The organism is Ruegeria sp. CH2 (genome assembly GCF_056537065.1).
Map to the genome: position 1 here is coordinate 58,196 of NZ_JBQFQV010000014.1, position 19,959 is coordinate 78,154.

Annotated in this window: 30 protein-coding genes; 17 read left to right on the forward strand and 13 right to left on the reverse strand. The window is 60.1% G+C overall.

From position 1 onward, the window contains the following. Positions 1-7: 7 nt before the first annotated feature. The 7 genes from ACR0M9_RS16875 to ACR0M9_RS16905 all read right to left on the reverse strand — a co-directional run bounded on the left by ACR0M9_RS16875 (position 8) and on the right by ACR0M9_RS16905 (position 4,736). Complete coding sequence (locus tag ACR0M9_RS16875) at positions 8-862, reverse strand: hypothetical protein (protein ID WP_480774166.1); 855 nt, start codon at positions 860-862, stop codon at positions 8-10. Between the two features lie 180 nt (positions 863-1,042). Then, on the reverse strand, positions 1,043-1,603 hold the full coding sequence (locus tag ACR0M9_RS16880) for a F0F1 ATP synthase subunit B (protein WP_480487178.1): 561 nt from the start codon (positions 1,601-1,603) through the stop codon (positions 1,043-1,045). Positions 1,604-1,608: 5 nt separating this feature from the next. Beyond that, a complete protein-coding gene (locus ACR0M9_RS16885; protein ID WP_209506152.1) occupies positions 1,609-2,160 on the reverse strand; it encodes a F0F1 ATP synthase subunit B' in 552 nt (183 codons plus the stop codon). An 86-nt stretch (positions 2,161-2,246) separates the two neighbouring features. After that, positions 2,247-2,471: a F0F1 ATP synthase subunit C gene (locus ACR0M9_RS16890; protein WP_005981269.1), complete on the reverse strand. Its 225-nt coding sequence runs from the start codon at positions 2,469-2,471 to the stop codon at positions 2,247-2,249. Between the two features lie 48 nt (positions 2,472-2,519). Further along, a complete protein-coding gene (locus tag ACR0M9_RS16895) occupies positions 2,520-3,305 on the reverse strand; it encodes a F0F1 ATP synthase subunit A (protein ID WP_480538728.1) in 786 nt (261 codons plus the stop codon). A gap of 2 nt (positions 3,306-3,307) precedes the next feature. Next, positions 3,308-3,640: an AtpZ/AtpI family protein gene (locus tag ACR0M9_RS16900; RefSeq protein WP_480483780.1), complete on the reverse strand. Its 333-nt coding sequence runs from the start codon at positions 3,638-3,640 to the stop codon at positions 3,308-3,310. A gap of 184 nt (positions 3,641-3,824) precedes the next feature. Then, complete coding sequence (locus ACR0M9_RS16905; protein ID WP_480774167.1) at positions 3,825-4,736, reverse strand: DMT family transporter; 912 nt, start codon at positions 4,734-4,736, stop codon at positions 3,825-3,827. Positions 4,737-4,820: 84 nt separating this feature from the next. Here ACR0M9_RS16905 and ACR0M9_RS16910 point away from each other — a divergent pair, with 84 nt between their 5' ends. Next, on the forward strand, positions 4,821-5,156 hold the full coding sequence (locus ACR0M9_RS16910; RefSeq protein WP_480774168.1) for an ArsR/SmtB family transcription factor: 336 nt from the start codon (positions 4,821-4,823) through the stop codon (positions 5,154-5,156). Here the strand turns inward: ACR0M9_RS16910 and ACR0M9_RS16915 are convergent. The 3 genes from ACR0M9_RS16915 to ACR0M9_RS16925 form a co-directional block, all read right to left on the reverse strand. Further along, entirely contained in the window at positions 5,153-5,566 is a 414-nt protein-coding gene (locus ACR0M9_RS16915; protein WP_267367733.1) for a universal stress protein, read from the reverse strand. The genes ACR0M9_RS16910 and ACR0M9_RS16915 overlap by 4 nt on opposite strands. 125 nt (positions 5,567-5,691) lie before the next feature. Next, positions 5,692-6,606, reverse strand: coding sequence for a DMT family transporter (locus tag ACR0M9_RS16920; protein ID WP_480774169.1), 915 nt, complete (start codon positions 6,604-6,606; stop codon positions 5,692-5,694). Next, positions 6,603-7,481, reverse strand: a complete 879-nt coding sequence (locus ACR0M9_RS16925) for a LysR family transcriptional regulator (RefSeq protein ID WP_480774201.1) — start codon at positions 7,479-7,481, stop codon at positions 6,603-6,605. The genes ACR0M9_RS16920 and ACR0M9_RS16925 overlap by 4 nt, the downstream gene beginning before the upstream one ends. A gap of 119 nt (positions 7,482-7,600) precedes the next feature. On the opposite strand from ACR0M9_RS16925, the gene ACR0M9_RS16930 reads away from it, so the two are divergent. Both ACR0M9_RS16930 and ACR0M9_RS16935 read left to right on the forward strand, forming a co-directional pair. After that, entirely contained in the window at positions 7,601-8,182 is a 582-nt protein-coding gene (locus tag ACR0M9_RS16930; RefSeq protein ID WP_480487184.1) for an FMN-dependent NADH-azoreductase, read from the forward strand. Positions 8,183-8,254: 72 nt separating this feature from the next. Then, positions 8,255-8,992, forward strand: coding sequence for an aspartate/glutamate racemase family protein (locus ACR0M9_RS16935; RefSeq protein ID WP_480774170.1), 738 nt, complete (start codon positions 8,255-8,257; stop codon positions 8,990-8,992). Here the strand turns inward: ACR0M9_RS16935 and ACR0M9_RS16940 are convergent, their stop codons facing one another. Next, positions 8,993-9,523 (reverse strand): prolyl-tRNA synthetase associated domain-containing protein, encoded by a 531-nt coding sequence (locus ACR0M9_RS16940; protein WP_480519429.1) that lies wholly within the window; start codon positions 9,521-9,523, stop codon positions 8,993-8,995. An 87-nt stretch (positions 9,524-9,610) separates the two neighbouring features. On the opposite strand from ACR0M9_RS16940, the gene ACR0M9_RS16945 reads away from it, so the two are divergent. Next, positions 9,611-10,126: a hypothetical protein gene (locus tag ACR0M9_RS16945; RefSeq protein WP_480538736.1), complete on the forward strand. Its 516-nt coding sequence runs from the start codon at positions 9,611-9,613 to the stop codon at positions 10,124-10,126. A 3-nt stretch (positions 10,127-10,129) separates the two neighbouring features. Here ACR0M9_RS16945 and ACR0M9_RS16950 read toward each other — a convergent pair whose 3' ends face one another. Then, positions 10,130-11,017 (reverse strand): sulfotransferase domain-containing protein, encoded by an 888-nt coding sequence (locus ACR0M9_RS16950; RefSeq protein ID WP_480774171.1) that lies wholly within the window; start codon positions 11,015-11,017, stop codon positions 10,130-10,132. Between the two features lie 258 nt (positions 11,018-11,275). Here ACR0M9_RS16950 and ffh point away from each other — a divergent pair, with 258 nt between their 5' ends. The 11 genes from ffh (at position 11,276) to ACR0M9_RS17005 (ending at position 18,163) form a co-directional block, all read left to right on the forward strand. Beyond that, positions 11,276-12,784 carry a signal recognition particle protein gene (gene ffh / locus ACR0M9_RS16955; protein ID WP_480774172.1) on the forward strand — a complete coding sequence of 503 codons (1,509 nt, stop codon included), beginning with the start codon at positions 11,276-11,278 and terminating at the stop codon, positions 12,782-12,784. Continuing rightward, positions 12,784-13,338, forward strand: coding sequence for a GNAT family N-acetyltransferase (locus ACR0M9_RS16960; protein WP_480546184.1), 555 nt, complete (start codon positions 12,784-12,786; stop codon positions 13,336-13,338). Before ffh ends, ACR0M9_RS16960 begins: the two co-directional genes overlap by 1 nt. Then, positions 13,335-13,877 carry a GNAT family N-acetyltransferase gene (locus ACR0M9_RS16965; RefSeq protein WP_480774173.1) on the forward strand — a complete coding sequence of 181 codons (543 nt, stop codon included), beginning with the start codon at positions 13,335-13,337 and terminating at the stop codon, positions 13,875-13,877. Before ACR0M9_RS16960 ends, ACR0M9_RS16965 begins: the two co-directional genes overlap by 4 nt. Continuing rightward, positions 13,874-14,170 carry a chorismate mutase gene (locus ACR0M9_RS16970; protein ID WP_209506121.1) on the forward strand — a complete coding sequence of 99 codons (297 nt, stop codon included), beginning with the start codon at positions 13,874-13,876 and terminating at the stop codon, positions 14,168-14,170. Before ACR0M9_RS16965 ends, ACR0M9_RS16970 begins: the two co-directional genes overlap by 4 nt. A gap of 122 nt (positions 14,171-14,292) precedes the next feature. Continuing rightward, positions 14,293-14,682, forward strand: coding sequence for a 30S ribosomal protein S16 (gene rpsP, locus ACR0M9_RS16975; protein WP_209506119.1), 390 nt, complete (start codon positions 14,293-14,295; stop codon positions 14,680-14,682). Positions 14,683-14,694: 12 nt separating this feature from the next. Then, positions 14,695-15,330, forward strand: coding sequence for a 5,6-dimethylbenzimidazole synthase (bluB, locus tag ACR0M9_RS16980; protein WP_480774174.1), 636 nt, complete (start codon positions 14,695-14,697; stop codon positions 15,328-15,330). A 6-nt stretch (positions 15,331-15,336) separates the two neighbouring features. After that, complete coding sequence (locus ACR0M9_RS16985) at positions 15,337-15,486, forward strand: hypothetical protein (protein WP_209506115.1); 150 nt, start codon at positions 15,337-15,339, stop codon at positions 15,484-15,486. Continuing rightward, on the forward strand, positions 15,479-15,982 hold the full coding sequence (gene rimM, locus ACR0M9_RS16990) for a ribosome maturation factor RimM (RefSeq protein WP_480774175.1): 504 nt from the start codon (positions 15,479-15,481) through the stop codon (positions 15,980-15,982). The genes ACR0M9_RS16985 and rimM overlap by 8 nt, the downstream gene beginning before the upstream one ends. Further along, positions 15,982-16,797, forward strand: a complete 816-nt coding sequence (locus tag ACR0M9_RS16995; protein ID WP_480774176.1) for a hypothetical protein — start codon at positions 15,982-15,984, stop codon at positions 16,795-16,797. The genes rimM and ACR0M9_RS16995 overlap by 1 nt, the downstream gene beginning before the upstream one ends. Further along, positions 16,794-17,603 (forward strand): tRNA (guanosine(37)-N1)-methyltransferase TrmD, encoded by an 810-nt coding sequence (gene trmD, locus ACR0M9_RS17000; protein WP_480774177.1) that lies wholly within the window; start codon positions 16,794-16,796, stop codon positions 17,601-17,603. The genes ACR0M9_RS16995 and trmD overlap by 4 nt, the downstream gene beginning before the upstream one ends. A 134-nt stretch (positions 17,604-17,737) precedes the next feature. Then, positions 17,738-18,163, forward strand: a complete 426-nt coding sequence (locus tag ACR0M9_RS17005; RefSeq protein ID WP_480774178.1) for a hypothetical protein — start codon at positions 17,738-17,740, stop codon at positions 18,161-18,163. Here the strand turns inward: ACR0M9_RS17005 and ACR0M9_RS17010 are convergent. Further along, positions 18,160-18,960, reverse strand: coding sequence for a glycoside hydrolase family 25 protein (locus ACR0M9_RS17010; RefSeq protein ID WP_480774179.1), 801 nt, complete (start codon positions 18,958-18,960; stop codon positions 18,160-18,162). The genes ACR0M9_RS17005 and ACR0M9_RS17010 overlap by 4 nt on opposite strands. A 379-nt stretch (positions 18,961-19,339) precedes the next feature. On the opposite strand from ACR0M9_RS17010, the gene rplS reads away from it, so the two are divergent. Further along, complete coding sequence (gene rplS / locus ACR0M9_RS17015; RefSeq protein WP_117869922.1) at positions 19,340-19,723, forward strand: 50S ribosomal protein L19; 384 nt, start codon at positions 19,340-19,342, stop codon at positions 19,721-19,723. Between the two features lie 11 nt (positions 19,724-19,734). Then, positions 19,735-19,956: a 50S ribosomal protein L31 gene (gene rpmE, locus ACR0M9_RS17020; RefSeq protein ID WP_267366773.1), complete on the forward strand. Its 222-nt coding sequence runs from the start codon at positions 19,735-19,737 to the stop codon at positions 19,954-19,956. Positions 19,957-19,959: the final 3 nt, after the last annotated feature.

The following is a 19,959-nucleotide window of genomic DNA, read 5'->3' on the forward strand; positions in this document are numbered from 1 at the left end:
TCAGGGATCAGGCGGCCCCGGTCTCGGGCTGGATCAGGTGTGACGGGAAAGGTGCGCCGCTGCCTTCGCCCAGATCGTCATTCGGGGCGATGGTTGTCAGGGCCGGGTCGATGAACAGCCGCGCGCCCCGGTCCCTGAGGTGTTTATGCAGCATCACATGCTCGCACACGAGGTCGCCCTTTTCGTCCCGGCAGGAATAGCGCAGGCCACGCAAGGCGCGGGTCTTGTACATTCCTGCACCGCCGAAGGCGCTGTCGACCGGTATCAGGGGCATATCGGACGGGATGTGGTACTGCCGGTCGAAAACCGCTGATTTCAGAAGAACTTTCCGCCACTTTCGGCGCCCGAACAGCGGTTTGCGCGTTGTCTGAATTCTTTGCCAGACGTCTTCGTCACACCAGCCCGCGCAACGCAGGGCGTAGATATCGTAATAGGCCGGTTGGGAATTGGCGAAGACACCTTCCCAGCGCGGTGCGGACCGTTGTGCGGCAGTCAGAACCGTCTGAACGTCCAGACAGACATTCGGCCCGTTCAGATCCAGCACCAGTGTCAGGTCGTGACCGCTGTCGCGTTCTTCCAGCCTGTTGAGGACTGCGTTTCTGGCCGCCGTGATCCGCTCGACCCGGTCTGGCAGTCTGGACGCCAGACCATCCATGCGGACAAGGTCCACATTCGGGTCGCGGCGCGCGAATTCGGACAGAACCCGATCTGTACGATCGGCGTTGTCGTTTGTCGCGATGGTCACGGAATAGCGGTGCAAGCGGGTGGTCAGGTCTTCGATCCTGTTGATGCTTTCGATCAGCGCGGCCCCGCCGTTCCTGACCACCCCAACAATATTCATCGAAACGTCTTCGCCTGCCACGGCCCGTCTTTCCCTGCTCTTTTCGCACCCTTAGACCCCAAGCGGAACATTCAGACCCTCTGAAGGGTACAGAATCCGGGTGATGTTGCGGTCAATACAATCAGCCCCGTCACCAAAACAAAAGACCCGACAGCGCAATGCTCTCGGGTCATCTGCGTTTTTTACCGGCCGGTGTCCCCGTCAGTGCAGCTTGGCGCCCACATCTGCGATCGAGGCATCGATCAGCTTGTTCGCCTGCGCGGCTGTCATCTGCTTGGCCAGAACCGAGCTGGCAGCGGCAATCGCAACCGAAACGGCCTGATCGCGCACGTCTTTAACGGCAGAGGCTTCGGCCGAGGCAATCTGGTCCTGCGCAGCAGCCAGACGGCGTTCGATCGACTTTTCGAGATCGACCTTCGCCTGGTCCGCAGCCAGAGCCGCGTCCTGTTTGGCCGCCTCGACTATCGCGTCGGCCTGTGCCTGCACTTCACGCTGCTTGCGCTCGTACGAAGCCAGCAGGCTGCGTGCTTCTTCATGCAGGGCGCGGGCTTCGTCCAGCTCGGCCTTGATGCCTTCGGCACGGTTGTCCAGCGCACCGCCGATCATGCCCGGCACCTTGAAGTAGAACAGGACCGCGATGAAAACGATGAAGCCCAGAAGGACGACAAAGTCAGTATTGCCAAGCGAGAAGAACGGACCGCTTGCAGCCAGCGCGGGGCTGGCGGCACCAACGGTCAGGATAAGGGCAAGAGTGTTCCGCATGTCACTTATCCTTTCATCTGCGCGTCAATGGCACTGTCGATGGCTTTGGCATCCGCCTCGCCGCCCAGCGCGGTGACCAGTTCAGCCGCCGTATCCTTGGCGACCACTTGAATGCTTTCCAGCGCACCGGCACGGATTTCGGCAATTGCCTTTTCCGATTCAGCCGCCTTTGCAGCGATTTCCGCATCCGCCCTGGCAATCGCATCATCCAGACCAGCCTGGATTTCTGCGCGTGCTTCGGCCGCGATACGCTGCGCTTCGGCACGGGCATCGGCCAGCGCCTTGTTATAGGCCTCCTCGGCCTCGACCGCTTTGGCCTTCAGATCTTCGGCCGCAGCCAGGTCATTTGTAATGGTCCCCCGGCGCTCGGCCAGGATTGCCGCGATGCGGGGCAGAGCCACGCGAGACAGGACCAGAAAGATGACGACCAGCGTAATGACCAGCCAGAAAATCTGGTTGGGGAACCAATCGAAGCAGAGCTGCGGCATCCCGATGGCAGAGCCATGCGAGTCGACGCACGCGCCAACTACTTCTTCGCTAATGGGTTCAGTCGCCATGATGTCCTCCGTCGGAACGTTGTCTTTACAACAGGTGGGCCGCTATGGCTTGGACCCACCTGCGCGTAAGGATCAGGTTCCGCAGATTAGACGGCGAACATCAGCAGCAGCGAGACCAGGAATGCGAAGATCCCCAGGGCTTCTGCGAATGCGATACCGATGAACAGGGTTGCGGTCTGCGAAGCAGCCGCCGAAGGGTTGCGCAGGGCGCCGGCCAGGAAGTTGCCTGCAACGTTGCCCACCCCGATTGCGGCTGCGCCGGAACCGATTGCTGCCAGGCCTGCGCCGATGTGTGCGAGATCGCCTTCCATGATGTATCTCCTTACGAATTGGAAGTTTCGATGTTGGGTTATCGGACCTTAGTGCGAAGGATGCAGCGCATCTTTCAGATAAACACAGGTCAGAATGGTGAATACGTAGGCCTGAATGAAGGCCACCAGGACCTCGAGACCGTACATTGCGGTGATCGCCAGAACCGACACGGGCGAAATCAGGGAAATTGCGGCAAAGCCCGCAAACACCTTGATCACCGCGTGGCCCGCCATGACGTTACCTGCAAGACGAATGGAGTGGCTGACGGGGCGCACGAAGTACGAGATCAGCTCGATAATCGCCAGAATCGGGCGCAGCGCCAGCGGCGCGCTGGAGACCCAGAACAGGCCCAGGAACGCGGCACCGTTCTTGACGAAACCCAGAATGGTCACGGTCAGGAACACGGCCAGCGCCAGCGGGATGGTCACGGCGAAATGCGACGTGGTGGTGAACGAGGTCGGGATCAGGCCCAGGAAGTTTGCGGTCACAATGAACATGAACAGGGTCATGACATAGGGGAAGTACTTGACACCGTCCTTGCCGCAGATGTCTTCCAGCATCTTGTAGATGAAGCCATAGGCCAGTTCCGCAATCGACTGCATCCGGGTCGGGACGATGGCGCGCTTTGATGTGCTGAGAACCAGCAGGCCAAAGATCGCCACGATGGCCAGGAACAGCCACAGGGTCACGTTGGTGGGGGTGTACCAGGCAATCTCGCCACCGAACAGCGGCTTGACGATGAACTGGTCCATCGGGTGAAACACCAGGCTGCTGGCTTCTGCTGCGTGGTCTGCGCCTTCGGCGCCGTGTGCTGCGGTGGTCTCGCTTGCCACGTTCAGTCCCTCTCGTCCTTTTCGGCCTGCATATGGGCCGCTTGTTTATCTTGAACCTCTTTCGCGCTGCGGAGCATAACCTTCACGCCCGCGACAAGGCCCAGCAATGTGAACAGCACCAGAAAGATCGGGATTGTCCCGAGCAGGCTGTCCAGCCCGTATCCGATGCCAAATCCGATCCCCAGACCGGAAACCATTTCGATGACCATCCTCCAGGCAAGCTCGCCCCCGGATATGTCACTGTCAGCGCGGGCAGCCGGTTGTCTGGCCTTTTTCGCCGCGTCGATCTTGGCCTCAAGCTGCGCCATACGCTGCTTTTGGTCGTCATCGGTCACGGACGGAATCCTCGCGCTGTCTTGCGCATGGTGCTAAGGCGCGAAAGGCCCAGAGTCAACGGCGTTGATGGCGTGAAATGACGCAGGTTAGTGTGTTGTTTTTAAACTGTTATTACTGGTTAACTCGTCCAGCCAAATTGCTTGCCCATGCCCTGAACGGCAACAATCTCCCAAAAACCCATATTCAACCTTTTGGTTGATCTTTGTGCGTGCGCTGAGGCCACAGGTGTCGAACAAGGCGTCCGTCGATCAGCAAGAGCCCGGCAAAAATCGCCGCCATGCCCATCAAATGTTCGGGTTGCAGAGTTTCCCCCAGAACCCAGGTTCCAAGTATCAGGGCGGAAACCGGCGCGATCAGCGTGACGGTCGAAATGTTGGTTGGCCCGACTCTGGGCAGCAACCAGTAGAAGGCAATGAAAGCGGCCGAGGTCAGCACAAAACCGATCATCAGCAACGAAAGCCATGTTTCAGTGTGCTCGATCACCGGCAGGCCTTCACGCCAAAGCGCCAGGGGTAAAATCGCCAATGTCGCTCCTGTCAGGGCCAGGGCGACCAGCACCACCGGCTGCATGTCACGGAAGGCCCGCGCAATGTTGACGGAAAACGCGTAACAGATCGGCGCGCACAGGGTCAGCAGAACCGCCCAGAACTGAGAGGTTTCGCCATTGCGCAAAATCGGGACGGACAACACGACAATCCCGATGAAGCCGCACAACACGCCAAGCGATTTCAACAGCGTCGCACGCTCGCTTCCCGGCCAGAAATGCGAAACGATGACGGCAAAGGCCGGTGTTGTCGCATTCACGATCCCTGCCACGCCGGACGCGATATGCTGCTGCCCAAGCGCATAGAACGCAAATGGAGCTGCATAGCTGAGCGCCCCGAACCCCAGCAGACCGATGGCACGCCGGAGTGTCAGGTGAACCGGCATGCGGGCGGCAATCACATAGATCCAACAGCCCAGCGCCCCAAATGCAACGCGTCCCAACGATACGGATAGCGGCCCAAGTTCGCGCAGCAATATGGCATTGAACATGAAAGACATGCCCCACCCGATGCCAAGGACGCAGATCACCAGCCAGTATTTCAGCGCCATAGCCGCCCCCTTTGCGCATCGCCGCTGAACAGTGACGTGATGGGGGAAATTGTCAAACGGGTTCTCGCCCATTAGGAAAGACCCATGTCCAACGATCTCGACACCGTGTTTGCAGCCCTTGCCGACCCCACCCGCCGCGCCATTCTGGCGATGCTGCTGGAGGACGATATGGCCGTGACGGATGTGGCCGAGCCGTTCGAGATGTCGCTGGCGGCGATCTCGAAACATCTGGTCATCCTGACCAAGGCCGGGCTGATATCACAGGAAAAGCGCGGCCGGGTGAAATGGTGCAAGCTGGAACCCGACGCGCTGCGCAACGCTTCGGTCTGGATGCAGGGGTTCGGTCAGTTCGAACCCATCAACCTGGATGCGTTCGAACGGTTTCTGGAAGTCGAGCTTCCGATCTCGGACGAGACCTAGCGCACCACAAAGACCGACATGCTGGCATGTTTGGCCAGATATCCGGCGTGGCTGGAAAAGATGTAGTCGGTGATCCGGGGCGCATGGGTGCCCACGATGATCAGATCTGCACCGATCTCTTCCGCTGCGCGGGTCAGGTCGCTGTCCACTTCGGCAGCAACATCGACCGAGTGTATCTTGCGCACCGCAACTTCGGCCGCGCCTTCTGATGCAAGCTGTTCGGTGAAGTCGGCCAGTTGCTTGTCTATCTCGGCCTCGGTTTCCGAGGATGCACCCATATGGGCCCCGCTGACACTGACCAGAGTGATCTTGGCGCCCTGCCATTTTGCCACCTGCGCGGCGACATCTGCGGCCTTTCGAACCTCGGGCGGCAGGTGGCGGTCAATCGGCAGCATGATATGTTTGAACATAATCTCCTCCTTTTGTCCGCCTTCCAAGGTAGTCCTGAGACCAAGGGCCTGCCTTGATCTGGCTCAACAGATTTTGCCTTTGGAATTCGTGGGCAATCCGTACCGGTTTCAGACCGGGAGCGGCCTTATTCAGCTGCCCGGCGTTGGGGGCTGTTGCGCGGGGCCTCTTCTTTCAGCAGCATCAGCAGGGCAATGACCGTCAGCGCCACACCGCCCAGGATCAATCCCGTCGGGACAGGTTTGCCCAGCGCGATTTCCCACAGGATCACCCAGCTTGGCACCAGATAGGTATAGGCCATGACCTTGGCCGACGGCAGCCGAAGCGAGGAGAATTGCACCAGAACGAAACTGGCCGCTGTTGCGAAGAATGAGATATAGAACAACCCGATCCAGACAATGGCGGGAAGAGCTGCCCAATCGGTCGCCTTCAGGTCGGACCAGCCGAACAGGACCAATAACAGGCACCCGGCAACCAGCGTTCCGAACGTGAACACGACGGCAGGTTCTCCGCGGTTCAGCCTGCGGATCATGGGGGTATAGATCGCGTGCGCAACACATCCCCAGAAATAGATGATCTCGCCCCCGCCGATCTGGAAGGCGCGGAACATCTGCCAGTCGGCCCGAAAGATCACCCATAGCGCCCCAATCGCACCGATGGTCAGGGCCATTGCCATGCGCGGCGTGGTGATCTGGCGCAGCAGGACCCAACCCGCAATGGCCGAGACAACGGGGGTCAGGGTGAAAACCGCGGCAGCGCTGACCGGCGGGGCAGTTTGCAGCCCGTAAAACATCAGGACAAAGTAGGTGGCGAACAACCCGCCCAGCACCAGATACCGCCAAGGCGCCTGTGCGGCACTGCGGGACAGACCGGTTGTCGCCAATGCCGCCACACCAATCACCACAGCCGCAATGGCAAAGCGCACCGCATTCAAGGCAGCAGGGGCAATTTCGTTGGCAATCATCGACCCAAGCGAGAAGCTGCCTGCGACTAGGGCCGAAAAGGCCAGCATGGCCAGATGGCCACGCATCTGCGGGTTCATGGACACCAGCCTTTGGAGGCTTCTTTCAGAAAACTCAGGAACGCTTGCACCTTGGTCGTTCGGTGCAGGTCCACATGGGTCACCAGCCAAAGGTTGCCGAACCATTCCGGAAGCGGGTCGATCACTTCGACCAGAGTGTCATGACGGGCGGCCTCCCAACGGGCCATAAAGCCGATACCGGCCCCGGCCAGAACGGCCTCGCGCATACAGAAATTGTTAGTGCAGCGAAAGGTGATGCGGTCGGCGGATACCGTGTTACGCAGCCACCGGGTGAACGGCGCGCGGCTGCTTTCATCGTCAGAGCTGACGAAGTGGTGGTTTCCGAAATCCTCGATGCCTGAGGGTTTGCCGTGCCGTTCGATATACGAGGTGCTGGCATAGAGGCCGACTTCTTCCTGCCGGAAAGGTTGCACAACGTTGTCGGGTTGATCCGGGGCCGATCCCGCACGGATTGCAACATGCGCCTCGCCATATTCCAGCCGGAACAGGCGGTCTCCGGTCAGGTAGCGCACGATCAGCTCGGGGTGCACCTTTTGAAATTCGGTCAGCGTCGGCACCACCAATGGCGCGATGGAGCCCAGCGACGTCACCACCAGTTCGCCCGATACATCGTCACCGCGCCCCTTCATCCGGCCGACAAGCTGGTTGAACTGGTCTTCGGTAGCCTGCGCCACGCGCAGCAAATCGTCGCCCGCTTCGGTCGGGGTGTATCCCCGCGCATGGCGCTGGAACAGTTTGACACCCAACCGGGCCTCGATCGCGTCGATGTGGCGGATCACCGTGGCGTGGTGCACGCCCAGAACCTCGGCCGCACCGCTGACGGTTCCCATGCGTGCCACCTGATAGGCGGTCCTCACCTCATCCCAATTGTCCATCGTCACACCGTTCTGTGCAATTTCCAACAATAACTGTTGATGTATCCGAGTTTTGTTCGCAAACGCAACAGCCATATTGGGATCAGAACAAGATTACCCTGACCTTAAGGACCCAGAAAATGGCTAAAACCATCCTGCATATCGACGCCTCTGCCCGCCGCGTTGCTTCGACCACCCGCGACCTGTCTGACAGCATCGTCCGGCAGTTGGGTGCGGACCGCATCATCCGCCGCGACCTGGCTACCCCCCTGCCCCTGCTGACCGAAGACTGGATCGCCGCCAACTTTACCCCGGCCGAGCAGCGCGACGACCTGCAGCGCGACCGGCTGGCCCTTTCGGACGCGCTGGTGACCGAATTGCAAGAGGCCGATACCATCGTTATCGGCCTGCCGATCTACAACTTCTCGGTCCCCGCTGCATTCAAGGCCTGGATCGACCTGGTCGCCCGCGCGGGCCTGACCTTTTCCTATTCGGAGAACGGCCCAAAAGGGTTGCTGGAGGGGAAACGCGCCATTCTGGCAATCGCGTCGGGCGGTACTGCCGTCGGATCCGAGATCGACTTTGCCACCAACTATGTGCGTCACGTTCTGGGCTTTATCGGCATCCATGATGTAGCGGTCATCGCTGCGGATCAGATGGCGGTGAACCCCGAAGCCGCGTTGGAAAGCGCCAAAAAGGCGGTGACAGAACTGGCGGCCTGATCGCCTCTGGTCATTGAGCCCTGAAACGTCCAGTCTGCTGGTCAGATGGAACTGGCGGACTGGATGGCGCGCATGAAAAAGATCGGAATTCTGGGCGGTGTGGGTTGGGCCTCGACCGTGGACTATTACCGTGCCATTGCCGAGGGTGCCGGGCGTCACTTTGCGGCGCGCGGCCACGGCGCGCCCTTGCCGATCCCTGCCATGACCATCGAGTCCGTCACACAGGCCAAGACCCGCGCCTTGCGAGGTGTCGCCGGGGACGAAGCCAGCTGGGCGGCGTTTGATGCGGTGTTTCGCGACGCGCTGCTGACGCTGGAGCGCGCGGGATGCGATTTTGGCATCATAGCGTCCAACACCCCGCACGCGCGGCTGCACGCGATCAGACAGGGTGTTTCCATGCCCATCCTCAGCATTTTCGATGCAACGGCAGAGGCCACGGCCAGCACAGGCGTGTCAAACGCATTGGTGCTGGGAACAACCGTGACAATGCAGGCCACCAACTATGCGGATCGTCTGGCGGCCGAGGGCATCACCGCGAATGCGCGGCTGCCCGACTCCGAGATTTCCGAGATGCAGGCGATGATCGACAGTGATTTCTACGGTGGTGCCTCTGATGCGGCCCGCGCAAGACTGCTGGCCTTTTGCAACAAACATGCCCGTCCCGGAACCGCCATCCTGCTGGCCTGTACCGAGCTGCCGCTGGCCTTTCCAAAGCATCTGGATGACCCGGTATTCGAGGCCGACGGGCACCTGTTCATCAACCCGTCCGCCGCGCATGTCGCCGCCGCGCTGAAACTGGCGCTTGAGTGATCAGGGCAGCCACATAACGGTGCAACCGATGCGATCGAAGAACGCCATCACGTCGGATTGTTTCATCACAACGGTACGGTCATTGACCAACGGGTGCATATAAATCACCTCGGCCCCTTGGGCAGCGGCGTCCATGAAGAACTGCACATTGTTCTGCACACCGTTGATCATCGCCAGCGGGCTGACCGCGCCGGGGCGAATACCTAGGTTCTGCAACAGCCGGTCTGCCGACCCAAAGGACAGGGCGCCGACACCCAGTTCTGCGCCCAGCGCCTTGAGGTCAATCTCGCGGCTTTGTTCCAGCGTCACCAGGTAGTTGCGCTTTTTCTTGTCGCGCAGATACAGGTTCTTGACCCGCAACGCGTTCTCGCCCGGCACCATGAACTGGCCTTCTACGGCCTTGGAGTCCTCGACCGTGCGCAAGGGAACATGGGTATGCAGGCGGTAGGGCAGCCCCCAATCATCCAGCTGCGCCAACAGCGCGTCAGAACTGAGCGGCAATGTATCCTGAAATGTGGATGATGCGTCCATGAGGCCCTCCTGTTTGTAGCGCTCATCGCGCAACATGGCAGCGAATTCAAGCTGGGGCAGAGCAGAAAACGGTGCTAGCGTGCCGCCATGAAAGTCACACGAAACACTCCGACCCAACTGATCCTTGCCGACACGCCCTGGTTCATCGGAATCATGCTGGTCTTTTTCATACTGGCCTTTGTCGGCGCAGGGCTGGTCATGGTCAGTGACGGCGGCGAGAATATCTGGTTCGGGCTGTTCTTTGCACTAATCGGCGGCGGGCTAGGTGTCGGGGCGTTCTGCGTTTTCGTGCGGCGGGTTCAGGTCATTCTGGACCGCACAAAGAACCGCATTCTGATCCGCAGGCAGTCTGTCTTTGGCTATGAAGCGGTCGAGCATCAGCTGTCCAGCCTGTCCCATGCCGAAGTTGAAAGCTCGACTTTCCGCAGCGACAGCAGCAGTTCGACGCTGTATCGCCCGGTTCTGGTGCTGGACAAGGGAATGAGCGAAGGGCGTCATCCGATTGTCGATGCGTTCTCGAACGGGCGCGGCGCGCATAAACTGGTTGACGCGGTCAATGCATGGCTGCCCGCGCAGCAGGAAGACACGAAGGAACAGGCCTGACGATTACAGGACTTGTCCGTGCTCCAGCCAGGCTCGATCGGCCGGTGTCACCATTTCGGACAGGCGCGCGTCGTATCGGGCCATGTCATCGGCGGTCAGCTTGCCCTCCCATTTGTTGCTGGTCCCGGACGAGAAGAACTGCGCGTAGTCCTGAAACGCGCTTTTGAAACCAGGCTGCTGCGAAGCGCGCCGGGCGTTTTCCTTCATTGAACCAAAGCTTGCGGCCTCAGCGATATCGTCGATCAATTCTGGCGCGATCTCGGTCCCCAAGATGTTTGCGATCCGCGCCACCTGCCCCGGCAAATCGCGGCTGAGTTCGGCGTAGTGCAGGAAATGGATGTTTGGCAGATGCCGGAACGCGCAGAATGAACGGTAATGGTGGACGTATGAGGCCAGCGTCAGATCGTCGGTGCCCTTTGACGAGGCGGGCCGGTCCAGAAACATCGCGAAGGCTTCGGAAAGATCATCGGGAAACAGGTAGTCCAGCCAGTCGTCTTTCATGTTTTCCACATGGCGGCGCAGCGAGAAATGCACGTCAACCGGATGGCGATGCACCACCAGATAGGTCGCATCCGGGGAATAGGTGATCCCGTCCAATGGCGTGTGGGTCTTGATGCACCGTCTGTGCGTCTGTGCGGCAAGTATTCTGTCCTGCTCCTCACGATCTCTGAACCCGCAATCGAGCCAGGGAGAGACCGCGTTGTTGTACACGACTGGATCCGCGGTTTTGGTGATCAGCATTCGTACCAGCGTCTGCGTCCACGTGGTGCCGCATTTGGGAGGCGTGCAGACAAAGATGTCGTCGGGACGGATTACGAAGTCGGACCAGATATCGGTATTCGTGACTTCACCGACATAATCCCTGGTGCGCTGCGGCAATGGTTGACTCATGACCAAACTCCAAAACTGACCCCGACCTTTGGACGCTACACCAAGTGGCCAGATGCTCAAAGCGTTTGCCTTGACTCGCAGCGCCCAGAGGCGTAGATGACCGCCAAACATCCGGAAGCGTCTTGATCTTCCGGTCCCTTGAGTCGTTCAGGGATCGCCCCCCACCAGCGAGTTTCGCCCGTGGGGGCGTTTGTGCATTTAACCGACGCATCCTATCTAGGACGCGCCATCAGATAACCGGCTAAGGAGGCCGAAGGCATGTTTGAAAATCTATCCGAACGCCTTTCCGGCGTCTTTGACCGGCTGACCAAACAGGGTGCCCTGTCTGAAGAAGACGTCAAGACCGCCCTGCGCGAGGTCCGTGTTGCCCTGCTCGAGGCCGACGTCTCGCTGCCGGTGGCGCGTGAATTCGTCAAGAAGGTGCAGGACCAGGCAACCGGTCAGGCGGTGACCAAGTCGATCACCCCCGGCCAGCAGGTCGTCAAGATCGTGCATGACGCGCTGGTCGATACCCTGCGTGGTGAGGAAGACCCCGGCAAGCTGAAGATCGACAACCCGCCTGCCCCGATCCTGATGGTCGGTTTGCAGGGTTCGGGTAAGACCACCACCACTGGTAAGCTTGCCAAACGCCTGAAAGAGAAAGAGGGCAAGAAGGTCCTGATGGCCTCGCTCGACGTTTATCGCCCGGCGGCGATGGACCAGCTGGCGGTTCTGGGCGCGCAGGTCGGCGTTGATACGCTGCCGATTGTACCGGGCCAGAAACCCGTCGACATCGCCAAGCGCGCCAAGCAGCAAGCCACATTGGGCGGCTATGACGTCTATATGCTGGATACCGCCGGTCGCCTGCATATCGACGAAGTGCTGATGGACGAGGTCGAGCAGGTCCGCAATGCGGTTGACCCGCGCGAGACCCTGCTGGTGGTTGACGGCCTGACCGGTCAGGTCGCCGTTGAAGTGGCCGAAGAATTCGACGCCAAGGTCGGCATCTCGGGCGTGGTCCTGACCCGGATGGACGGGGACGGGCGCGGTGGTGCGGCGCTGTCGATGCGCGCAGTGACTGGCAAGCCTATTCGCTTTGTCGGTCTGGGCGAGAAGATGGACGCGCTGGAGACCTTTGAGCCGGACCGGATCGCCGGACGTATTCTGGGCATGGGCGACATCGTTGCCCTGGTCGAAAAGGCCCAGGAAACGATGGAGATGGAACAGACCGAGCGCATGATGAAGCGCATGGTCAAAGGTCAGTTCAACATGAACGACCTGAAGATGCAGCTGGAACAGATGATCCAGATGGGTGGCATGCAGGGCATGATGGGCATGATGCCGGGCATGGGCAAAATGGCCAAGCAGATGGATCAGGCGGGTCTGGACGACAAGATCCTGCGCCAGCAGATCGCCTTGATCCAGTCCATGACCAAACGCGAACGCGCCAACCCACAGCTGCTGCAAGCCAGCCGCAAGAAACGGATTGCAGCCGGTTCGGGAATGGAGGTCAGCGACCTCAACAAGCTGCTCAAGATGCACCGGCAGATGTCGGACATGATGAAAAAGATGGGCAAGATGGGCAAAGGCAAGATGCTGAAACAGGCCATGAAGGGCATGTTCGGCAAAGGCGGCCCCAGCCCCGAAGACATGGCAACCGGCATGGACCCCAAGGCACTGGAACAGGCGGCCAAGGCGATGGGCGGCAAAATGCCCGGCGGACTGCCCGGCCTGGGCGGAGGCATGGGGCTGCCTCAGGGCCTGAGCGGGTTTGGCAAGAAGAAGTAATGAACGCCATCGCCCAACATATCCCCCGGCTTGAAACCGAGCGCCTGATCCTGCGCGCGCCGTCCGAGGCTGATCTGGACGCCGATACCGCGTTTTTCGCCAGCGATGCGGCGAAATTCGTCGGCGGGCCACTGCGCCGGGATGAGGTCTGGCGACTGATCGCTTCGCTGCTGGGCCACTGGTCCCTGCGCGGTTACGGGTTCTGGAGCGCCGAAGAAAAAGCCTCGGGCACTTATGTCGGGCGGATCGGGCTTTGGTGCCCCGAAGGCTGGCCCGAACCCGAAATCGGCTGGACCCTGATGAACCATGCCACCGGCAAGGGATATGCGACCGAGGCGGCACTGGCCGCGCGGTCTTATGCGTATGATGTTCTGGGGTGGGAGACGGCGATCTCGCTGATTGATCTGGACAATCATGCCAGCAAGGCCGTGGCGAAACGGCTGGGCGCGCAGTTCGAGTATCACTATGACCATCCCAAATTCGGCAAGTCCGAGATTTGGCGGCACCCCGCGCCTGCCGATCTGGTGAATGGCGGGATGGAGGCCTACGCATGACCGCGTTCACCATCCCCACCGTTGAAACCGAACGCCTGATCCTGCGTGCCCCGCATCTGGATGATCTGCCTGCGCTGACCGCATTCTTTGCGACCGAGCGCAGCCATATGGTGGGCGGACCCCGGGACGCGCTGGAAAGCTGGGGCATGTTGGCCAGACGCCTTGGGCACTGGGCGTTGAAAGGATTTGGCCTTTGGCACCTGACCGAGAAATCCAGCGGTCGGTTCGCAGGCAACGTCGGCCTGATTAACGCCCCCGGCTGGGACGAGCCTGAACTGGGCTGGACCGTGATGGAAGATTTCGAAGGCAAAGGCTTTGCCTACGAGGCGGCGCTTGCCGCCCGGTCCTATGCGGCGCGGCATCAGGGCCTGAACGGGGTGATTTCGTATATCGCCCACAAAAACGACCGTTCGCGCGCTTTGGCCGAGCGGTTGGGTGCAACGCTGGAGCGTGACAATGCCGAACTGCTGGGCCAGTCCTGCCAGGTGTGGCGGCACCCCAAGATTGACGTTTCGACAGCCGAAAGGACCGGCCAATGAACAACCCCGTGACACGCGCGGCTGCATTGCTGAAAGAGCATCGCGAAAGCATCGACCGGCTGGATGCGATCCTTGTCTATACGCTGGGCGAGCGGTTCAAACACACACAGGCCGTTGGCAAGCTCAAGGCCGAACACAACCTTCCCCCGTCCGATCCCTCGCGTGAGGCCACGCAGATCGCACGGCTTGAAGACCTGGCGAAAGAGGCCGATCTGGACCCCGATTTCGCCAAGGCTTTTCTGAATTTCATCATTCAGGAAGTCATCCGACACCACAGGAAACACCAAGGGTGAACCAGAGGTTCAGCAAGTTAGAAGTGAACCAGAGGTTCAACAAACACCAGAATTAACCGGAAAAGACACCGGCCAATCAAATACACGCCTCCGGCGTGATGCCATTCAAAGGAGATACCACCATGGCAATGAAAATTCGTCTCGCCCGCGCAGGCTCGAAAAAACGTCCGTTTTACCGCATCGTGGCGGCTGACAGCCGGATGCCGCGCGACGGCCGTTTCATCGAGAAACTGGGCACCTACAACCCGCTGCTGCCGAAAGACAGCGAAGAGCGTGTGAAAATGGATATGGAACGCGTTCAGCACTGGCTGGATCAGGGCGCCCAGCCCACCGACCGTATCGCACGCATGCTGGAAGCTGCCGGCACCCGTGACAAGGCCGAGCGCAACAACCCCAACAAGGGTACCCCGGGCAAGAAAGCTCAGGAACGCGCGGAAGAGAAAGCTGCAAAGGCTGCGGAAGCTGCCGAAGCAGCTGCTGCACCGGCTGAAGAAGCGGCTGCAGAAGAATAAGCAGGCCGAAGCGTGCGGGATCAGACCTTTACTGACGCATTTCGCACGCAGTTCGATCTGTTGTTGCGGCTCCGGCGCGATGTGCGCCGGTTCCGAGGCGACGCGGTAGACGAGGCAGTGCTTGCGCGCTGCCTCGACGCGTTTCGGCTGGCCCCGTCGGTTGGGCTAAGCGAACCGTGGCGCGTGATCCGCGTCGAAAGCGCCGCAGCCCGGGCTGCGGCGCTAAGGAATTTCCAAACCGCCAACGATGACGCCCTGGCGGGCTATTCCGGCGACAGGGCGCAGCTTTACAGCCGCCTGAAACTGTCGGGAATGCAGGAAGCGCCGGTGCAACTGGCCGTGTTCTGCGACGACAACACCGACAAGGGAATGGGTCTCGGCGCGGGCTCGATGCCCGAGATGCGGCGTTATTCCGTGGTCTCTGCGATCACCCTGTTCTGGCTGGCCCTACGGGCAGAGGGGCTGGGGCTGGGCTGGGTATCCATTCTGGACCCCGAACAGATGGCGCGCGATCTGGATGTGCCGGGCAACTGGCGTCTGATCGGGTATTTCTGTGTCGGATGGCCGGAACAGATATCTGACACCCCCGAACTTGAGCAGGTTGGCTGGGAAAACCGGGCCGACAGCCTGAAGATCGAAACAAGGTAGGGCCGCATGTTCGGATTGATACGCCTTCCCATTCTGCTGCTGATCGCCTTTATTGTGGGCGTGTTCTTTGAGCGCAACAATCAGCGCGAAGCCTGCGAAGGGCTTGGCGAGTGGAGAAACGGGATCTGTTTGACGACGGGGGCTGCCAATGAATGATCTGATCTGCGTCGGCAGCGTCGCGGGGTCTTATGGTGTACGCGGTGAAGTGCGCCTGAAAAGCTTCTGCGCCGTTCCCGAAAATATCGAGACGTATTCGCCACTGACGGATGAAACCGGCAAGGAACGTTATCCGGTGGTTCTGACGCGTACGATCAAGAACGGTTTTGCCGCCCGTCTTGGCGGGGTCGAAACCAAGGAACAGGCAGATGCCCTGAACGGTTTGCGCCTGTTTGCGCGGCGCGATCAGTTGCCCTCGTTGCCCGATGACGAGTTCTACCACACAGACCTGATTGGGCTTGAGGTCTATGACACCGGCGGCACCCTTCTGGGCAAGGTCAAATCCGTGCAGAACCACGGGGCCACGGACCTGCTGGAACTACACGGGCCGGGCCTGAAGGCGACGGTTCTTCTGCCGTTCACGATGCAGGTGGTGCCAACCGTCGATCTGGAACAGGGCCGCATCGTGGCCGACCCGCCCGAAGGCCTGATCTGATGCGACGTGTTCTGCTGCATCTGGGTTTTCACAAGACCGGCATGACGGCAGCACAGTCCTTTCTGCACGAAAACCGCGAGCTGATCTGGCCGCATTTCGCTCTGGTTCTTCCGTATAAGACCCGCAAGGCCGGGTTGAACGAAGCGGCCACGCGCCATTCGATCTATCGACTGGATGACACGCTGGCGGGTTTTGGCGGTCAGCTGCACACTTTTTTCGACGGTCTGGATTTCGGAGCACGCCGGGGATTGATCCTGAGCGAAGAGAATTTTCTGGGCCTGCGCCCCAGCAGGAACAAAAGCGAAGGATACGGGGCGGCACCCGAACTGGCGGAAACGGTCGTCAGCGTGCTGCGCCGCCGTCTGATGGGCGAGGAAACCGACATCTCCATCTATCTGTCGTTGCGCAATCGCGATGAGTGGCTGCGCAGCCTTTGGGCGCATGATCTGCACCTGTCGCGCATGGTTCAGGACCTGGACGGATTTTGCGCCGATCTTGCGCATCTGCCATCGCCACAGGACACGGCAGACCGGATCAGGGACCGGTTGCCAACTGTCACGGTACAGACCGCGTGGATGGAAGCGCTGAAAGGCCACCACCTTGGACTAGGCGCACCATTTGCCGAATTTCTCGCCCTGCCACCCGGAAAATCTGCACGGCTTGTGAAGCCCGCGCATGAAAGCCTTCAGCTGTCCGACGACGTTCTGAGGGAAATGCTGGCCCTGAACCGATCATCGCTGGACGAAGCGGCATTGATCACTCAGAAAAAGGCCCTGATTCGAACCGCCCAACATGAATTGGCCCGCCAGAAATGACTGACAAACCCAGCAAATCCTATGGTCGCAAGGCGATCCGGGCCACGCTGAAACCGCGTGAGCTGATGACACCCACCCCGGACCTGCATGGCGTCTGGAAGGCGAAGATCATCACCCTGTTTCCAACCGCTTTTCCGGGCGTTCTGGGAGAAAGCCTGACCGGCAAGGCGCTGCAGGAAGGGTTGTGGCAGCTGGAAACCGTGGACTTGCGGCAATTCGGCGTCGGCAGGCATCGCAACGTGGATGACACGCCTGCCGGGGGCGGCGCGGGTATGGTTTTGCGGCCCGATGTGTTGGGCGAAGCCATTGAGCACACCATGGCGGGCATTCAGGGCAACTGGCCACTGATTTACCTCAGCCCGCGCGGGCGGCGCATGGACCAGCGTATGATGCAGACCCTTGCACGCTGCGATGGCATGACCCTGCTGTGTGGCCGGTTCGAAGGCGTGGATGAGCGTGTACTGGAGCATTACGGTGTGCAGGAGGTCTCGTTGGGGGATTTCGTGATGACCGGCGGTGAGATTGCGGCACAGGCCCTGATCGATGCCACGGTGCGCCTGATCCCCGGCGTTCTGGGCAATCAGGCCTCGACCGAAGAGGAAAGCTTTTCCTCGGGCTTGCTGGAGCATCCGCAATACACCCGCCCTGCGGATTGGAAAGGCCGCCCGATACCCGAGGTTCTGATGTCGGGCCACCACGGCCGCATCGCCGAATGGCGTCACAAGATGGCTGAGGACATTACCCGCGAGCGGCGCCCGGATATCTGGGCCGACTATGCAAAATCCCGATCGGATTCGTCTGATTAGAACGCCCGAATGTTGCAGACATGCCTTAGGTTCTGTGTTTGCCGGAATTCTATTTGCAGTTGATCGTCCTCCAAAATATGCACGTTTGAAAGCCCTGCGTTTTCAGGACCTTAAAACGAAAGACTAATTGCATAATGAAGAAGTTATTGCTTGGCGCTTTTCTGGTTGCCTCTGCCTGCACGACCAAACCACTGGGGATGTCCGTGCCAACGCAAGCCGGTCACAATCTGCATTCGGCGCGGGTTGCGGTCGATTCCTGCTCTCAGGAAGCTGACGAAGGTGGAAACAGCGCCGTCATCGGGGGATATGCAACGAATATCCTGCTGTGGGGTATCCTCATCGGCCCTGCGATTACCGCCCCGATCCAGGACGAACTGCGCACGCAGGGCGAAATCGATCAGGTGGACCGTTGCCTGCAAGAGCGCGGCTTCGAACGCCGGGAACTGAGCGCAGGTGAATCGTTCTGGGTGCGCAACGCCTTTGGGGAAGAGCGGGAGCGCCGGTTGGACCATCTGGTTGGCGGCGGCACTATGGAAACCTACGGTACTCCTAAGACCTAACCCCCGACCTTCCATCTGGCCCAGACGTCTGGTGTGCCGTTGAAGGTGTTGATGTCTACCCGGCCCTGAACGCCCGGCACCAGACCGGTGCCGGTATATTGCCAGAACCGCCAGACCGCGCGGGGATAGACAGTGCGGGGGTGGCCCGCAACCGATCTCAGCCAGAACTCGGTCTTGGGCAGGCGCCCGATATCGGTGTCTTCATAGAAATCCACCGTGGTATAGACGATCGGGCGGCGGCCATAATGTCGTTCGAGAATGTCCAGAAAACGCTGCGCCTCGGCGCGGACGGTTCTGCCATCAGGGCGCAGCGTGCAAGTCTTGGAATGCGGCGTCCATTCCATATCCAGCACATGCGGCAGGTCTGCCCCTTTGGGCACGTTCTGGATGAACCAGCGGGCCTGTTCCCGGGCCGAGCGGCAGAAATAATAATAGTGATAGGCGCCCCAGGGCACACCAGCCGACTGTGCGCCGCGGCGGTGATCATCGAACAGGGGATCGGCCACGTCGCCGCCTTCGGTCGCCTTCAGAAAAACAAAGCTGACGCCTGATGCCCGGGCCGTGCGCCAGTCAATCGGCCCCTGCCAGCGTGAAACGTCAAGGCCATGGATCGGGTATTGTCCGGGGTGACGCCCTTCCCAGTCATGGGGATCCGCGTCGCCAAAATCGGGGTAGATCACAAGCGGTGCTGTCCTGTCCACGCCCGGAACGGGTTCTACGGCCTGAGGTTTCGGGCCGCCCCGCCCGCAAGACATCAGCGCGACGGCCGTTATGGCCAGCATGAATGCCAATCGCATCATAGGGTCCTGTCTGAAATATCTGCTCATATTATTTGCCTCAGAATGCCTGATCTGGGCCGCTTGGCAACGCCTTACTTTCAGGCTGGCGGATTCCTACCGGCGCCTTGGGCAAGACAGGGCGTTTTTCCCTTGATCCCTGCCGGCAATACCCTTAAACGACCGCAATCCGGTGCCGCGTTCTGCGACTCCGGTGTTTTGGTTTGCACCATGGCGTGACGTCCCGCTTTCTTCGGCAGGGATGCGCCGGGTCAGGCCAGACCAAAGGAACATTCGATCTGACCTCTGGCGGGCTGTACGCAGGACCCGGTGAAGACCAAGAGCTCTCAGGCCGTACCCAACTTCGTGGACCAACCACGAGCAGATAGGAGAAACTGCGATGGACCTGATCGCACAGCTTGAGGCGGAACAGATTGCCGCCCTGGGGAAAGACATCCCCGATTTCAAAGCCGGTGACACTATCCGTGTCGGCTATAAGGTGACCGAAGGGTCGCGCACCCGTGTGCAGAACTACGAAGGCGTCTGCATCGCGCGCAACAACGGCAACGGCATTGCCGGTTCGTTCACCGTTCGCAAAATCTCGTTTGGCGAAGGCGTGGAGCGTGTGTTCCCGCTGTATTCGACCAATATCGACAGCATCACCGTTGTCCGCCGTGGTCGCGTTCGCCGCGCCAAACTGTACTATCTGCGCTCGCGTCGCGGTAAATCCGCACGTATCGCAGAGGTCACCAACTACAAGCCTAAAGCTGGCGCCGAAGCGTAAGGAGCGGAAAGATGAAAAAAGACATCCATCCCGATTATCACGTCATCGACGTCAAGATGACCGATGGCACCGTCGTTCAGATGAAATCCACCTGGGGCAGCGAAGGCGACCAGCTGGCACTGGAAATCGACCCTTCGGTACATCCTGCATGGACCGGTGGTTCGTCGCGCCTGTTGGACGCTGGCGGCCGCGTGTCGAAGTTCAAGAAGAAATACGAAGGCCTGGGTTTCTAAACC